Source organism: Limnothrix sp. FACHB-1083 (assembly GCF_014696485.1).
Lineage (GTDB): Bacteria > Cyanobacteriota > Cyanobacteriia > CACIAM-69d > CACIAM-69d > CACIAM-69d.
In genome coordinates, this window is record NZ_JACJQD010000002.1 from 216616 (window position 1) to 230940 (window position 14325).

Annotated in this window: 13 protein-coding genes; 8 read left to right on the forward strand and 5 right to left on the reverse strand. The window is 56.9% G+C overall.

The window, feature by feature from the left end; genetic code table 11:
* Positions 1 to 42: 42 nt before the first annotated feature.
* Positions 43 to 1158, reverse strand: a complete 1116-nt coding sequence (gene bioB, locus H6F46_RS02895; protein ID WP_190353481.1) for a biotin synthase BioB — start codon at positions 1156 to 1158, stop codon at positions 43 to 45.
* 110 nt (positions 1159 to 1268) lie between these two features.
* Between bioB and H6F46_RS19515 the strand changes: the two genes are divergently transcribed.
* The 6 genes from H6F46_RS19515 (at position 1269) to H6F46_RS02920 (ending at position 6526) form a co-directional block, all read left to right on the forward strand.
* Positions 1269 to 1400: a hypothetical protein gene (locus H6F46_RS19515; protein WP_255508484.1), complete on the forward strand. Its 132-nt coding sequence runs from the start codon at positions 1269 to 1271 to the stop codon at positions 1398 to 1400.
* 108 nt (positions 1401 to 1508) lie between these two features.
* The gene (gene psb27, locus H6F46_RS02900; RefSeq protein ID WP_099532375.1) at positions 1509 to 1913 is read left to right on the forward strand and encodes a photosystem II protein Psb27; all 405 of its coding nucleotides are present in this window, start codon (positions 1509 to 1511) and stop codon (positions 1911 to 1913) included.
* Between the two features lie 319 nt (positions 1914 to 2232).
* Positions 2233 to 3810, forward strand: coding sequence for an ATP-dependent DNA helicase (locus tag H6F46_RS02905; protein WP_190353482.1), 1578 nt, complete (start codon positions 2233 to 2235; stop codon positions 3808 to 3810).
* A gap of 235 nt (positions 3811 to 4045) precedes the next feature.
* Positions 4046 to 4261, forward strand: a complete 216-nt coding sequence (locus H6F46_RS02910) for a DUF2839 domain-containing protein (RefSeq protein WP_099532373.1) — start codon at positions 4046 to 4048, stop codon at positions 4259 to 4261.
* Positions 4262 to 5077: 816 nt separating this feature from the next.
* The gene (locus H6F46_RS02915; protein WP_099532372.1) at positions 5078 to 5470 is read left to right on the forward strand and encodes a DUF1815 family protein; all 393 of its coding nucleotides are present in this window, start codon (positions 5078 to 5080) and stop codon (positions 5468 to 5470) included.
* Positions 5471 to 5782: 312 nt separating this feature from the next.
* Positions 5783 to 6526, forward strand: a complete 744-nt coding sequence (locus H6F46_RS02920) for an FHA domain-containing protein (protein ID WP_099532371.1) — start codon at positions 5783 to 5785, stop codon at positions 6524 to 6526.
* A 102-nt stretch (positions 6527 to 6628) separates the two neighbouring features.
* Here the strand turns inward: H6F46_RS02920 and H6F46_RS02925 are convergent, their stop codons facing one another.
* Positions 6629 to 8269, reverse strand: a complete 1641-nt coding sequence (locus H6F46_RS02925) for a Ppx/GppA phosphatase family protein (protein WP_242027752.1) — start codon at positions 8267 to 8269, stop codon at positions 6629 to 6631.
* A 156-nt stretch (positions 8270 to 8425) separates the two neighbouring features.
* Between H6F46_RS02925 and H6F46_RS02930 the strand changes: the two genes are divergently transcribed.
* Positions 8426 to 10006, forward strand: coding sequence for an NAD(P)/FAD-dependent oxidoreductase (locus tag H6F46_RS02930; protein WP_190353484.1), 1581 nt, complete (start codon positions 8426 to 8428; stop codon positions 10004 to 10006).
* A 12-nt stretch (positions 10007 to 10018) separates the two neighbouring features.
* Here H6F46_RS02930 and H6F46_RS02935 read toward each other — a convergent pair whose 3' ends face one another.
* From H6F46_RS02935 to H6F46_RS02945, 3 genes are all read right to left on the reverse strand, one after another.
* A complete protein-coding gene (locus tag H6F46_RS02935) occupies positions 10019 to 10609 on the reverse strand; it encodes a biopolymer transporter ExbD (RefSeq protein ID WP_190353485.1) in 591 nt (196 codons plus the stop codon).
* Between the two features lie 96 nt (positions 10610 to 10705).
* A complete protein-coding gene (locus H6F46_RS02940; RefSeq protein WP_099532368.1) occupies positions 10706 to 11116 on the reverse strand; it encodes a biopolymer transporter ExbD in 411 nt (136 codons plus the stop codon).
* Positions 11117 to 11145: 29 nt separating this feature from the next.
* Positions 11146 to 11892 carry a MotA/TolQ/ExbB proton channel family protein gene (locus H6F46_RS02945; RefSeq protein ID WP_190353486.1) on the reverse strand — a complete coding sequence of 249 codons (747 nt, stop codon included), beginning with the start codon at positions 11890 to 11892 and terminating at the stop codon, positions 11146 to 11148.
* A 1372-nt stretch (positions 11893 to 13264) separates the two neighbouring features.
* On the opposite strand from H6F46_RS02945, the gene H6F46_RS02950 reads away from it, so the two are divergent.
* The gene (locus H6F46_RS02950; RefSeq protein WP_190353487.1) at positions 13265 to 14242 is read left to right on the forward strand and encodes a PstS family phosphate ABC transporter substrate-binding protein; all 978 of its coding nucleotides are present in this window, start codon (positions 13265 to 13267) and stop codon (positions 14240 to 14242) included.
* Positions 14243 to 14325: the final 83 nt, after the last annotated feature.

A 14325-nucleotide genomic window follows, 5' to 3' on the forward strand; every position in this document is an offset into this window, starting at 1 on the left:
ACTCCCGATCGTTCACTTAACCCGATCGTTCATTTGAATCATTTAAATCGTTGCGGCCGTTGCGCCGACGACGGGCGCTTCGCCACCCACCAGGCCCAATTCCGCCAACATTTCATGATCCTTCTCGGGGGGTTGGCCCATGGTGGTCAGGTAATGGCCAATCAGCATGGCGTTCAACCCGGCTTTCAGACCCAGGGCTTGTAGCTCACCCATCACCACTTCTCGGCCACCCGCATAGCGCAGAATGCGATCAGGCAAAATCATCCGGAAAATGGCGATCGCCTTGGCCGCTTCGTAGGGATCCAGCTTGGGGCGATCGCCCATGGGCGTGCCAGCTCGGGGGTTCAGCAGGTTCAGCGGAATCGATTCCACCTCCAGATCCCGCAGCGCCAGGGCCAAATCCACCCGGTCTGCCCAGGTTTCGCCCATGCCCAAAATGCCCCCGGTGCAGGCTTGGATGCCCGCCGCCTTCAGGGTTTTGATGGTGGCAACGCGGTCTTGCCAGCTATGGGTGGTGGCCACGTTCGGGAAAAAGGCCTCCGACGCTTCCAGGTTGTGGTTGTAGCGCGTCACGCCCGCTTCCTTGAGGGCTTGGGCCTGATCCGCATTCACTTCACCCAAGGCGCAGCAGGGCTTGATGTTGGTTTCCGCAATAATTTGCCGCACCGTTTCCAGAATTTGTTCAAATTCGCTTTCCTGGCGACCGCCATACTTGGGGCCGCGCCCTTGGCTCACCAGACAAAAGCGCTTGGCTCCGGCGGCTTCGGCGGCCTTGGCTTGGGCCAAAATTTCTTCGGGAGTCCGCAAACCATAGATCGGGGACTCCTGACCGGGGTGATGAGCCGACTGGGCACAGAAGGAGCAATTTTCCGAGCAGGAACCGGATTTCACGTTGCCGATGCTGCACAGGTCAACCACGTTGCCGCAACGGGCTTGGCGCACGCGATCGGCGGCGGCACAAAGGGCCAAAATATCTGCCTGATCATCAATTTGGGTCAGGATCAGGGCCGTGGCTCGATCGATCGCCTCGCCTGCAATGACTCGATCGGCCAATTGATCTAACCACTGGCCGAGCACCGCACCCGTGAGACCCTCAGACACAGCAGGCGGCTGCCAAGGGGTGGCCGATCGAACCGAAGACGGAAGCGCTTGAACCACGGCTGACTCCTCCAACAAAGAAACCCAAAGAACCCCCAACGGCCCCATCCACCACCAGATCCATTGCGCCAGATCCATATTCGGAGTTGGTCATCAGCACAGGACAGCCGATGCCCTTCCCGAGTGGCGGAAAACAGGCCACGGGTGACTCCAAATTGTACACGGTTGATTCGCTGCCCACCCTTGGCCCTCCGGGGCGATCGCCTCGATGGGGCGATCGGGCTGGCCATCCAGCACGGTAGGATAGGGCTTAGTTTGTCAAGCGCTCGGTCTGTGGCAATGGCTACCATCGATTCAGCCCGTGGCTCAAAGTCTTGGCATTAAAAGCACTAGCAGGTTTTTAACGTTTTATGAAGCGATTTCTCTCTGGGCTACTGGCGCTGGTGATGGTGGTGTCGATCGGCCTAACGGGCTGTGCGGCGGGTGACTCGGCCAACGGCATCAGCGGCAACTACCAAGCTGATACCCTCGCCTTGGTCGGCAGCCTGCGGAATGCCATCACCATGGCCGATAGCGATCCCGCAAAACGAGCAGCCCAAGCCGATGCTCGCGCCAAAATCAATTCCTATGCTTCCCACTACCGCCGGGATACCCGCGTGGCTGGGCTAAATTCCTACACCACCATGCGCACGGCTTTGAATTCACTGGCGGCCCACTATTCGGCCTATCCCAACCGCCCCGTGCCTGAAAAGTTACAAAAGCGTTTGGAAACTGAGTTCCGGCAAGTGGAAGCGGCCCTGAATCGAGGCGCTTAGGAAAGTTTCGATACACTCAATACACTGAGCATGGGGCGGTTCGATCGCCCCATTTTTGTCGCCTTCGTTGGCCTAGTAGCGTTACAGGTTTAATCGATTGGGTCAAAGTCGCGAAGTCAGTCGTAGTAACAAGGGGCTTAAGCCCCTTGCTGCCTAACAAGCTGGTGACGGCAACAGTCATTTGATTTGACCTATCAAAATAAGCTTGACGCGCTACTAGCTCAATCAAAGGCCTAGCTCAATCAAATTCTGTGGATTAACCCCCTAGTTGCATCCTGGGGGGGGTGAAGATGCCCGCCCTGGGTCGTGGGAGCTGAGAATGCTGGAAGTTGAAGTCCACCAACAGTTACGCGCGTTTTTGCGGGCCTGTGGAGATCGCCCCTGGCTACATCACCTAACCCTGGCGCGGTTGGTGGCGCGGGTCTTGCGATCGGGCCGCAGTTCCCTGATCCAAGGGGGCACGGCCGTGGCCGCCGGCCGCCATCGCCTCAGCTATCTGGCTCCGGCCCTGCTCTGCGAGCAGGCGGTGGTGTTGGTGGTTCCCCCAGCGGTGCAACAGCGGCTTTTAGAAGTGGACTTGGCTCGGTTGCGGTTGTGGCTGGCCCAGAGTGATCGCCCTTTGCCTCCGGTGCATTGCCTGGTTGATCAGCCCCCGGAAGCCGCGCAGACCCTGGCGGCCACCTTGCGGGCCGATCAACCGGGTCTCTGGATTTTGTCCCCCAGTCAATGGCTGGCCGATCGCCTGGAACTGTCGGGCCAGCGATCGCGCTTGGCCGGCCTGCCCACCCTGATTGATGGGGCCGATGATCTGGAGCGCTGGACGCAAGAAACCCTGCGACTGGACATTAGCCCGGCCGATTGGCATCGGTGGCGTTTGGCCTGTCCCGATCGCGCCCAGGTCATCCATGACTTGGAAGTGGCGATCGCCCATGGACTGCTGCAACATCCCCCCAATCCCTACGGCGCTTGGCTGTTGGATGAGCCGGAAGCGGCGGTCTTGCTGCAAACATTGCGATTATTAGCGGCCCAACTGCCGCCCCTGTGGCGAGCGCTGCTGCACCGGGCCGGAAACCAGCAATGGCCGATCCTGGCCCAGCCCGATCGCCAAACGGGGCAGTTTCACCTGCAATGCCAACCGATCGACGTGGCCGAAATCTTGCGCCCCCTCTGGCAAGCCCAGCCGATCGCCCTGATTGGCAGCTTCCTGGATTTGGAAGTGGAAGCTCCCTTATATCAAGCGCGGTTGGGGCTGGACAACGGCGATGAGCAGCGGCTGACCTGCTTGAAATTCACGCCCGATCGACAGCAAGAGGCGATCGGGTTCTATTTACCCGAGCAGTTGCCCCTCCCCAACACCCCGCAATTTCAGGCGGCCCTGATTCAGCAGCTCTATGCCCTGTTGGCTTGGCAAGGGCCGACCGGCTTCACCGTGGTGTTGGTGGGGGATGTGCCCCTCAAGGGCCGACTGGCGGCTCAACTGGCGGCGGAATTTGGCTCCCGCGTCCAACTGGAACGCACCGCCCCCGATGACAACGGCATTTTGGTCACCGGGTGGGACTTTTGGCGTAACCACAGCGATCGGCTGCCCGCTCCCCACCTGCTGGTGATTGCGGCCTTGCCCATTCCCTCTCTCGAAGATCCCCTGGTGGCCGCCCGGGTCAGCGCCTACAAGCGCCAGCGTCGGGACTGGTTTCGCTGGTATCTGTTGCCCTCGGCCCTTAGTGATCTACAACGGTCGATCGCGCCGTTACGGGAGCGATCGACCCCTGATCCCAATGCGCCCCCACTGTTGGCCCTGCTGGACACCCGGGTGGTGCGCCGCAGCTATGGCTCCCAGGTCTTGGCGGCCTTGGATCCCGTGGAGCGGATAAACGACCTTGAACCCCGTTGGCTTTAAATTTCCAGAAATTTCCAGAAATTCCCAGGGCAGCGCCGACGGGCTAGAAATCTGAATCCAAAGTTGAAGAATTCTTGCGAAATGTTCGTCTAAGCTCATTTCCCTCGGGGGCGATCGGGCGAATTTTTGATCGCTCTGCTCCCCAATCGAACTGCCAGCCCAACCATTTCGCGATCGTTTCAGGGTTAATTAACAGATATCCTTTATCTACAAAAAAACTGGGTGGAGATGAACAATGGGTGAATCCAAACGCCGCAAATCCCTCCTTGGGGACGACTACGGCAAGGCTCAAGAAACGATTTTGCCCAACGTGCCAATTACCAAACAGCAAGCCGATCGGTTCGTGAAGATCACCAGTCGCGGGGCTTGGATTGGGATCGGTACGCTGTTGGCCGCTTGGCTCACCATTCGATTTGTGGGGCCGGCCTTTGGCTGGTGGCAGGTTAACTAAAATCAGTGGGGCGATCGTCCAATAATCGCGCCATCATCGCGCCATTATTGATACCCTTGGGAAATCTTTGGGAAGCGTCTGCTCTGCTCAATTGGGCAACCGGCCCCCTGTGACCTGTTGCGATCGAATCCTAAGAATTCTCAACGGTTGTTCCTATCCCCCCGGATCCGAATCAAACCATGGGAAGATCGCAATAGTCCCCGTCATGTTGGACTTTGGGCGCTTCCTTGGCTTAAAACATCCGTGCCAAGATCCGCGCCAATCCGTTGCGAAGAAACCCCCAGGCAGTTCCGCATCCACTGCCATTCACCCCCTGACCTGCCATCCCGATCATCCATTCCCCGGGGACGGTCAATGTAACAATCCGAACAACGTAGCCAAAAGTTTGGATCAGGGTTTTCAGGGGCAATTTCTAAGGGCCCAAGCTCCAGGATCCTTGGAAATTGATGAGCGTTTCTTCAGTGATTTTTCAGGAAAATCTGCTCAATGCTGGCCAAAGTTTGATCCCGAAACCACTCGAAGCACTGTGTTCTTTCATACGGACTGGTGACACAGATTAGTGGGATCTTGCCAGCAGTTTACAGGTCACCGATGCCGCCCTTGCACTAGGGATAACCATCCCAAACCCAGCATTGGGCAGACTAGGGCCTTTGTCGCCTTCCATTGTTAAGGGGCAGCCCAGGGCGATCGCCCCAAGCATCACATCAATCGAATCAGCGAAACCAATCAATCCGTTGATTGCTTGCTGAAATTCTTAAGAGACTATAAAAATCGTAATCAGCCTCTACAATGAAACCAGAAGATCGAGGGTAAGCCGTGTTTCTCAGACTTGCCGAGCAACATCGCCAGTTTGTCAGGGATCTCGTCATGAGCCTGCAGGCCTTGGCCAATGTTCTAGAACGCCGGGGCTATTTGGCCTCGTGCTATACCTGTGGCGATCGCATGAACAGCGCATCGTTTATGGTTAGTCTCGGCGATAATCACCTGATCCGGTTCCTGGTGTCCGATTATGGAATTACCTGGACGGAGATGCGCGATGATCGCGAACTCATGAAAATTGAAGGGGCTGAGGCGATCGGGCAGCTCCAGGAACTGGCCAAACTGCTGAAGGTTTCTGAAAATTCCCCATTGGCCGATCGTTCCGTTCCCCAATCCCCCGTCATGGGCACAACGGCTCCAAACGCTTCAACCCAGATGTTGGTGGGCTAAGGTTAAACAGCAAACCGCGCTTGGTGGCCGGTACGCTGGGACATTGCCAACGTTGCACCATGCAAACGTTGCACTATGGATGAGTCCTATTTCCCCCAGTGCGCCATCAAGACCGGTGGCTGACCTGCGCGATCGCCCAGTCAGCACGCAGTCATGACTCAGTAATTACTCGGTCGCTCAAAATGCAGGTGGCAACTCGGGGGTGGTTGTGTGTATCGTTGGAATCCTCATGCCCCTAAGCTGAGGAGGGTGTCAAGTGTCTACCTCAACCTCTGCGCTTCGCGGTTGATTGCGTTTTAACATCCTGCCCCTATGAACCCCCGCGCTGTCGATCCTCGCACTCCCGATCGCCCCCCGATCGATGCTGACGAGCATCGAGAGCAAGCCTATGAGCTATTTCTAAAGCTTTACAACAACCATCGCGACTTCTTTGATGAGCTGCTGGATGCGGATCAGCAACAGGTGGGTGAACACCTCCGCAGCAGCCGTTATGTCCAGGGCATGGTGCGCGGTCAGCAGGCCTATCTGATTTCCAACCTGATCAATGGCAAAAGCCAATCTCTGCTGCAATACCAAATGATTTGGATGATGGGGCGCGATCCCCAAGCAGCATTGCCGATTCCCGATCAGCGTCTTTCCCGTCGTCACGCAGTAATTCAATACATTCCGCGCCGGGGTTTTTATTTGGTGGATTTGGGCAGCACCAACGGCTCGTTCATTAACGGTCGGCTGGTGAGGGGCCGCCACCGGTTGCGGGATGGCGATCGACTGCGGTTGGGGGGCTTTTCGTTTGATTTCTTTATCTGCTACAGCTCCCAAACGGTGAATTCGGCCCCGGCCGATTTGATTGCCCAGCTCCAAGCCATGCCGATTCCCGAGGAAACGGATTCCAGCTTGCGCTACAAGGATGCGTTATCCGTGCCGCTGGCGGAGAAGTTGGCGGCGGAGGAAACGATGCTGGCCAGCGGCGAAGGGGCCGGCGAGAATAATGCCCCGGTGGATGGTGAGGATGATTTGGGGCCGCCGTTGCCGGATCCCGAGGGATTTGCGTTTTAGGGTTTTACTGTTGGTTTTTTCGGTTGGTCGGTTAGTTGGTTGGTCAGTTGGATTAGTCAGTTGGTCGGTCGGTCAGTTGGATAGGTTGCAGCGGCTCCAGGGCTAGCAACCGCTGGGTTCCATGATCGTCACCAGATCCACGCTGAATTGGGTCTCGAAAATGGGACATTCACAGTCCAGACTCCACCGCTCGATCGCGCAGTCATCGTGGCGATCGGCCGGTTCCAACAACAATCGAAATTCGCGACTGGGGGGCCGAAACTGGCATTGCACCCGGCGCACCGCTTGAATTTGACGGCGATCGAGGGCTGCGGCCAGGCGCAAAATGGCGCTCAGCTCGTCCACCATTTGCCGATAGCGCTTGCCAGCCAGGGCCTGATAGCCCTCGTGTCGTTTTTTGGGAGCGCTCTTGCGGTGGTAGCGGGCCAGGTTGGCAATCACTTCAATTTCCGTTTCCGTGTAGCCCAGCAGTTGCCCGTGGCGGATCAGGTAATAGGCGTGCTTGTGGTGAGCATCATGGCCCACGTGATGGCCGCATTGGTGCAGGACGGCGGCGGCCCACAGCAACTCGCGGCTATTGTCATCCCAGTTGTGCAATAGGCCTTGGGTTTGGTCAAACAGGGTGAGGGCCATGGCGGCCACATGCTCGGCGGAAGGCAGGTTCACCTGATATTTTTTGGCCAACGCCAGAACGCTGCGTTCGCGCACGGAGCTTTGGAACCGCAGGCGATCGTCAATCAGTTGGTGCTGCAACATCCAGTCAACGATTACGCCTTCCCGGAGCGATCGCTCACACACCACCAGTCGATCGACTCCCAACAGATCCATGGCCTCTTGCAACACCACGGCTCCGGCCAGGATAATTTCCGCCCGCCGATCGCTCATTTCCGGCAGGGTCGATCGCTCCTCAATGTCCATGCGACGCAGCCGATCGACCCATTCTCGCAAGGCCGCCAACGGCAACTCACAGCCCTGCAACGGGGAGGGAACATAGCCCGTGGTGTCCGCCGCATGGATGGCCGCCAAGCATTCTGCCGTGCCCGACGTGCCCACCAGGGTCAGTTGATCTGCGAGGGGATGTTTGACCAGTTCCCCATGCAATTCTTCCACCGCCCGCTCCAACATGCCCCGGGCATAGGCCCGCAGCGCCTCATAGTCCATGTCCGTGATCGGGTCGGTGCGGACAAATTCCGTGGTGAGCCGCACGGCCCCCACCTTGGTGCTGCTCAGGTAAAGGGGTTCACGCCCATCCCCCAAAATCAACTCCGTGGAGCCACCGCCAATGTCGATGATGGCGTGGGGCTTGCCATCCAACTCCATGGCCGACAACACCCCTAGATAAATGCGGCGGGCTTCTTCGGGCCCGGCGATCGCATTCACCTTCATGCCCACATCCCGCGCCACCCGTCGCAAAAAGTCTCGGCCGTTGGGAGCTTCCCGCACGGCACTGGTGGCCACGGCAATCACTTCATCCACTTGCAGGCTCAGGGCCAGGTCATAGCACCGTTGCAGGGCAGCGATCGCCCGATCCATGGCTGCCTCTGTCAAATCACCGGTTTTGGGATCGCGCTCACCCAACCGCACCGTACTTTTCTCGCGGGAAATGATGTCGAAGGCGGGCAAACTGGGATCCACCTGCACAATGGCCATGTGAATGGAGTTTGTGCCGATGTCGATGGCGGCCACAACGGGACGGCTCGATCGAAAAGCGAGCGGGGCAGGCGAAGGAGACAGGGTTTGCATGGTTTGCATGGCGGGTCTAGGCCGATTTTAATACCGCAGTTGATCAGATGCGCATTCCAGTTTGTGGATTGGCTGAACAGCAGAGAAACTCCGGATTGGGCACTTGATTTTGCGAAGTGTATTGCAACGCTGCTTTACACCCTGCGAGTGCGTCCGATGCTGTTGTCTACTCTTCGATCGATTACAGCCCATAGCCAATTGTGGATGAATCCGGTGATGGATCAGGCGGCGGCCACCCACTCGCAGCCCGATCGCGCCATTGTCCTCGGAGGAAGTTTGGCGGGTCTGTTGGCCGCGCGAGTTTTGGCCGATCGCTTCCAAACCGTCTTGGTTTTGGAACGGGATCCCCTGCCTACCCCCTGGGAACGACCCGAAACCCCGGACGAAACCTGGTGCAATCGCCGCCCTGGCACGCCCCAGGCTGACCATGTGCATGTGCTGTTGGCGCGGGGACAGCAGATCTTGGAATCGCTCTTTCCTGGGTTCGCCAATGATTTGGCCACATCCGGAGCAGTGGAAGTGAACTGGACAGCCGACTGCGCCATGATGGGCCTCGGCAGTTGGAATCCACGGGTTTCATCGGATTTGGTGACCCGCACCAGCAGCCGATCGCTCCTGGAAAACTTGGTGCGGCGACGGTTACAGGCCATTCCCAACGTGATTTTTATGTCGGGGGTTGCGGTTCAAGGGCTAGTGGTGGCGGGCGATCGGGTCACGGGAGTGCGCCTAGAAGGGAACTCTGCCCAAAACCTGGTGAGCACCTTGGCCACGGAAACCCTCTTGGGGGCCCAATTGGTGGTGGATGCCATGGGACGCAATTCCCAAATGCCCCGCTGGCTGCAACAGTTGGGCTATGGCTCCGTTCCGGAAGTGACGATCGATGCCAAGTTGGGTTACGCCAGCCGTTGGTATCAAATGCCCGCCGACTATTTGGCCCAGGTGGCCCAGGATCCGGAAAACACCTGGAAATCGATTTTGCTGTGGGCCAAGCCGCCCCACCAACCCCGCGCCGGGGTGCTCTATCCGGTGGAGGGTAACCGCTGGGTGGTGACGGTTTCGGGAACCAATGGCGACTATCCCCCGGCCGATGAGGAAGGGTTTCTGGCCTTTGTTCGCAGCTTGCGGGATCCGGCCATTGCGCGGGCGATCGCCTCGGCGCAACCGATTTCAGACATCAAGCTCTATCGGGGCACGGCTAACCGCTGGCGACATTACGAACAGTTGGCCACGTTCCCGATCGGGCTGGCCCTGTTGGGGGATGCGGTTTGCACCTTCAACCCAATTTATGGCCAGGGCATGACCGGGGCCGCACTCGGCGCGGTGACCTTGGGTGATTGTCTCGATCGGGCCCAATCGGAACTGGGCTTAGATTGGGGACAATTTACCCACCTGTTCCGGCAAGAGTTGGCCCGCGTGATTCAGTTGCCTTGGTTGATGGCCACGGGGGAAGACCTGCGTTGGCCCGCCACCGAGGGGCCGCGACCCGATCGCCCCACGCGCTGGATGCAAGCTTATCTGGAGCGAGTTTTGCATCTCACCGATGCCCACAAGGACATCCATGAGATTGTCTGGAAAATCCAGCACATGATCCTCTCTCCCCAAGCTCTATTCCATCCCTCGATCATGATGCGGGTGGGGGGCGCTTGGCTCTATCAACGGCTGCTGGCCAATTGGTTTCCCGCCTGGGGGCCCGAAAACCTGAACCTCACGCCCTCGTTCTTGGGGGCCCGACGTTAGGGGCCGATTCTCCTAATCGTTCGTTACGTCCGGCACATCCGAGAGCACTCGGCCGGGAGTCGAAGCCGCTGGGGCTGTTTCTGCCTCGGTGGCTTCGTTGTTGGCGGCATCTTCCGCCGGGGCAGCCGCTTCCGCATTCGATGCGGCTTCGCTTTCCGGGGCATTCTCCGCAGGTGCTGCCCATTCTTCCCCGATCGCCAGGGTGACCCGATCGGGGCCGGCGGCCCGCAGCTCACTGACCAACTGCAACACCTTTTCGTAGGGCAAGTTGCGATCGGGCTGAATCAACACCACGCCCTTGGGATTCTTGAGGTAGTTCTGAATATCCGCCTTGAGTTGATCCTTGGGAATGGCGCGATCGAGCACCACCGTTTGTCCCTGGCGATCCAGCTTAATCAACAAGGGCGGTGGCGGCGGCCCCTGGTCGGGTTCCGCAGGCGCATCCTCACCGCTGGCGGGCAGGTTCACTTCCAGGCTGTTTTGGCTGCCCAACACCATGGACAAAATGATGAAAAAGGTGAGCACCGTCATCAACACGTCCAGCATCGGCACAAGGTTGACTTCCGGGGGTTTGTGGTGAGTCTGTCGATTGCGCGATCGCATGGTTGAGAATCCACTTCGGTTGAGGGGGGCATGAGCGCCAAGGAAACAAGGCAGCGGCAGGCAACGGCCGCAAGAACTAACCAGCCTAGCGGTTGATTAACCCTGCTCGAAGGAAAGACCGACCCGATCGCCCCCCACGGCTTTCAGGAGCGTCAAGACTTCTTCAATCGATCGAAACGGCAAGGTGCGATCGGCCTTCAACACCACCATCCCATCCGGCTGTTTGGCAAAATAGTCCGCCACGGCTTGATCCAGTTCCGCCGGGGTCACCGGTTTGTCATTCAGCAAAATCTGCTTTTTTTGGTCTAACCCCACCAGCAGCGGATCCTTGGGAACCGTCGCCGCCGCTGAGGTTTTGGACTTGGGCAACTGCACGTTGGGCATCTGCGCCCCGGTCAGGGTCATCGACACCAAAATAAAGAAAGTGAGCACCGTCATCAACACGTCCATCATCGGCACGAGGTTGACATCTGGGAGCTGATTGGCCGATCGGGTCTTGGGTCGCATGGGGCCTGGTTTCCTGTCCTAATCCACTCCTAATCCACCAACGACGGCGGGCGATCGGCATAGGGCAAGGGGTCGAACCCATGGGTTGGCCGTTCTCCACCGGGCGATCGACCGCCACCGCTGGGCAAGTCCGGCGTGGGGAACAGGGGTTCATACCAAACCTGGCGATAGATCAGCTCCAAACGACTGCCCACCTCGGTGAAATAGTCAATTTGCTGAGATTGCAGCACCACCAACACCCGAAACACCACCAAAGCCATAATCGCCACAATCATGCCAAAGGCCGTGGTCAACAGGGCTTCACCGATCCCCGCTGCGGCGGCCGTGGCGGCCTTGGTGTCGCCGCCGCCACCAATGTTCAAGTTATTGAAGGTGGCAATTAGCCCCGTCACCGTTCCCAGCAGTCCCAGCAGGGGGGCAACGGCCACGATCGTCTCCAGCAATTTATCGCCCCGTCGCATTTTCACGAACTCCCGTTCGGCGGCCGTTTCCAGCGCCAAATTAAACGTTTCCGGGGTGGCTTGTTTCAACATCAAGGGAGCCAACAAAAATCGCCCGATCGGGAGGGTTTGGGCCTCGCGAGCCGTGATCGCCGCATCCTCCAGGCTATACTTTGCCGCCGCCAATACATCATGGACAATGCGATCTTCCTGGGCCATTAACCGCACCCAAAACACTGCCCGCTCCAGGGTCACGGCCACCGTCGCGATCGACATTCCCAGCAGGGGCCACATGACCGGCCCCCCTTTCACCAGCAAATCAAAAACCTGAGACATGGCCGCCCTAAAACCCAAAAGCGTTGTGATACCTAGCGTTGCCGATTCCCATTGATCCCGCTCGATCGCCCCTACCAGCCCCAAGCATCCCATTGGTTAGTCGATTTGGTCAGTCGATCGATGTCCTAACCGATCCCCGGGTAGCTGCAAGGTGCGATCGCACCCTTAACTCACGGCCTTCGCCTGATCGGTTCAGTGCGATGGCAGAGTCCGTAATCAATCACAAAATATCAGAAAATACCAATTATTTATCAGTTCATTCGTGTCATTGATTCACAGGTCAATCAATTCACTGATCAACTCGTCAATACAATGCAAGAAAAACCAGGAAATTAATGCAAGAAGAAAAATAAAAGGAGCCAGAATTAATCTGGACTTTACCAATACAGTTAAATTAAATTCTGAAATTGGCTTGCAATTTTTCAGCAATTCTTAGAAGAGAAATTTTTGAAAAGATGCTCTCTAGAATGCTTTTTAAAAATACTTTCTAAAATGTCTTCTAAGAATCATACAGCCTTTACCTAGAATTATTGGCACGCCATATTGCAGATGCCATAAAGCAACGGTTTGGTGGGCACTGCCCACCCTACGGGCGACTGTGCTTAGTAATCGAAGTAAGGGCTGTATGGAAGCTTTAGAAGCGCTCTGCTTCGGAAGGATTTTGAAAGAAGCCCTCGAATCTGCTTCGACAGTCGCCCGTGAACTGCTCTTAACTTAGGCGATTCTATTTGGTCGTGCAGATTTTTAGCTTGAAATGTGACTGTTGAGAACTAATGAGGGCTAATTGAGCACCTTAATCAATCCATTTAGGCGTTCAAAGCTGTTTTTAATTGCTCCTGCCTAAAGTCAATCTTGCTTAAATTAAGAAAAGTTTAAATGTAATTAAATTTTTGCGTAAGACGCAAAATTGCACGATTTTTGGTCACTTTGTTAGAAGTTCACGACGAACCAGAATGAGCTTAAATTTTCTTTAACCCATTCTTAATTCAATAGCAGACTTCTAATAACCGCTTTCCGAAATAATGAGGCTGCTAAGTTGGAATTTTTTAACAACTTCTTGAAGTTTGTTTGTTTTTGATCACCCACTTCAGGCAGACAAGTGTTGAGTCGGTGATTCAATTGCCAGCAAATTTTCAATGAATCGCAAGCCAATCCAAGGCAATGTCGATGCTCTGTTGGCATCACACAAAAGACTGCATCGATTCCGCACCAATTGAGTGCGGCCAAGATCTGAGCCAGCAGTTTCAATCGCCAATGGTTTTAAGGTTTCGCTATTGGGCCAGAGCTTGAACATTGACTGACGGCTGCGGGCTGGGTCTTGGGGTGGGTTGCTGGTGTTCGTAATCAATCTTTGTGCTGGAGTGAAGTGTTTATGATCTCTACGAAGTTGCGTCGTCGGAGCGCGATTTTGGCCGGAGCAGTGGCAGCGCTGGCATTTGTTACGAACTGGGGTACCCAAGCCGCTCAGTCCCAGAACAATACGATCGCCATTGATGGGTCGAGCACGGTGTTCCCCATTACGGAAGCGGTGGCCGAAGAGTTCCAAGCTTCCAAGCGGGGCGCTGTGCGGGTGACGGTTGGGATCTCGGGAACCGGCGGTGGTTTCAAGAAGTTCTGCAACGGTGAATTGGATATCAGCAACGCATCGCGGCCGATTAAGGAAAGCGAGCAACAGGCTTGCGCTGCTAAGGGAATTGAGTACGTGGAGCTGCCAGTTGCCTACGATGCGCTGACGGTGGTGGTGAACCCCCGCAACACTTGGGCCGCCAGCATGACCACCGCAGAATTGAAGGCCATGTGGGAAGGGGCTGCGGAAGGAAAAATTACGAAGTGGAGCCAAGTTCGTCCCGGCTGGCCGGATGTGAAGTTCACGCTGTTTGGCCCCGGTGCAGATTCGGGCACGTTTGACTATTTCAATGAAGTGATTTTGGGCAAGGACAACAAGAGCCGCACGGACTACACGCCTAGCGAAGATGACAACGTTTTGGTGCAGGGCGTTTCGCGCGATCAAAATGCCTTGGGCTATTTTGGCTTCGCCTACTATGACCTGAACAAGAGCCGCGTGAAGGCGGTGGCCATTGACTCGGGCAAGGGTGCTGTGATGCCGGCCGTAGCAACGGTGAATGACGGAACCTATAAGCCGCTGTCGCGCCCCATCTACATCTACGTGAAGAAGTCGGCGCTCGATCGCCCCGAGGTGCGCGAGTTTTCGGAGTTTTACCTGAAGAATGCGACTCGTCTGGTGCGGGAAGTGGACTACGTGCCGCTGCCGGATGCGGATTACCGGGCGGCAACCCAACGCTTGAGCCAACGGGAAGCGGGCCGCAAGCCGTTGCGGGCGGGCCTGTAGGCTCGATCGCCCAGATAGCAGGCGGCTCTGGGCAACTGCGCATCGATCGAACTCCACTGGGGATTACGGGTCGATCGCGACGG

Bases quoted from the DNA above. Each gene is read 5' to 3' on its own strand.
- psb27 (WP_099532375.1), top strand. From the start codon at position 1,509: ATGAAGCGATTTCTCTCTGGGCTACTGGCGCTGGTGATGGTGGTGTCG.
- H6F46_RS19515 (WP_255508484.1), top strand. From the start codon at position 1,269: ATGCCCTTCCCGAGTGGCGGAAAACAGGCCACGGGTGACTCCAAATTG.
- H6F46_RS02935 (WP_190353485.1), bottom strand. From the start codon at position 10,609: ATGCGATCGCGCAATCGACAGACTCACCACAAACCCCCGGAAGTCAAC.
- H6F46_RS02950 (WP_190353487.1), top strand. From the start codon at position 13,265: ATGATCTCTACGAAGTTGCGTCGTCGGAGCGCGATTTTGGCCGGAGCA.
- H6F46_RS02910 (WP_099532373.1), top strand. From the start codon at position 4,046: ATGGGTGAATCCAAACGCCGCAAATCCCTCCTTGGGGACGACTACGGC.
- H6F46_RS02905 (WP_190353482.1), top strand. From the start codon at position 2,233: ATGCTGGAAGTTGAAGTCCACCAACAGTTACGCGCGTTTTTGCGGGCC.
- H6F46_RS02940 (WP_099532368.1), bottom strand. From the start codon at position 11,116: ATGCGACCCAAGACCCGATCGGCCAATCAGCTCCCAGATGTCAACCTC.
- H6F46_RS02930 (WP_190353484.1), top strand. From the start codon at position 8,426: ATGCTGTTGTCTACTCTTCGATCGATTACAGCCCATAGCCAATTGTGG.
- H6F46_RS02945 (WP_190353486.1), bottom strand. From the start codon at position 11,892: ATGTCTCAGGTTTTTGATTTGCTGGTGAAAGGGGGGCCGGTCATGTGG.
- H6F46_RS02925 (WP_242027752.1), bottom strand. From the start codon at position 8,269: ATGCAAACCCTGTCTCCTTCGCCTGCCCCGCTCGCTTTTCGATCGAGC.
- H6F46_RS02920 (WP_099532371.1), top strand. From the start codon at position 5,783: ATGAACCCCCGCGCTGTCGATCCTCGCACTCCCGATCGCCCCCCGATC.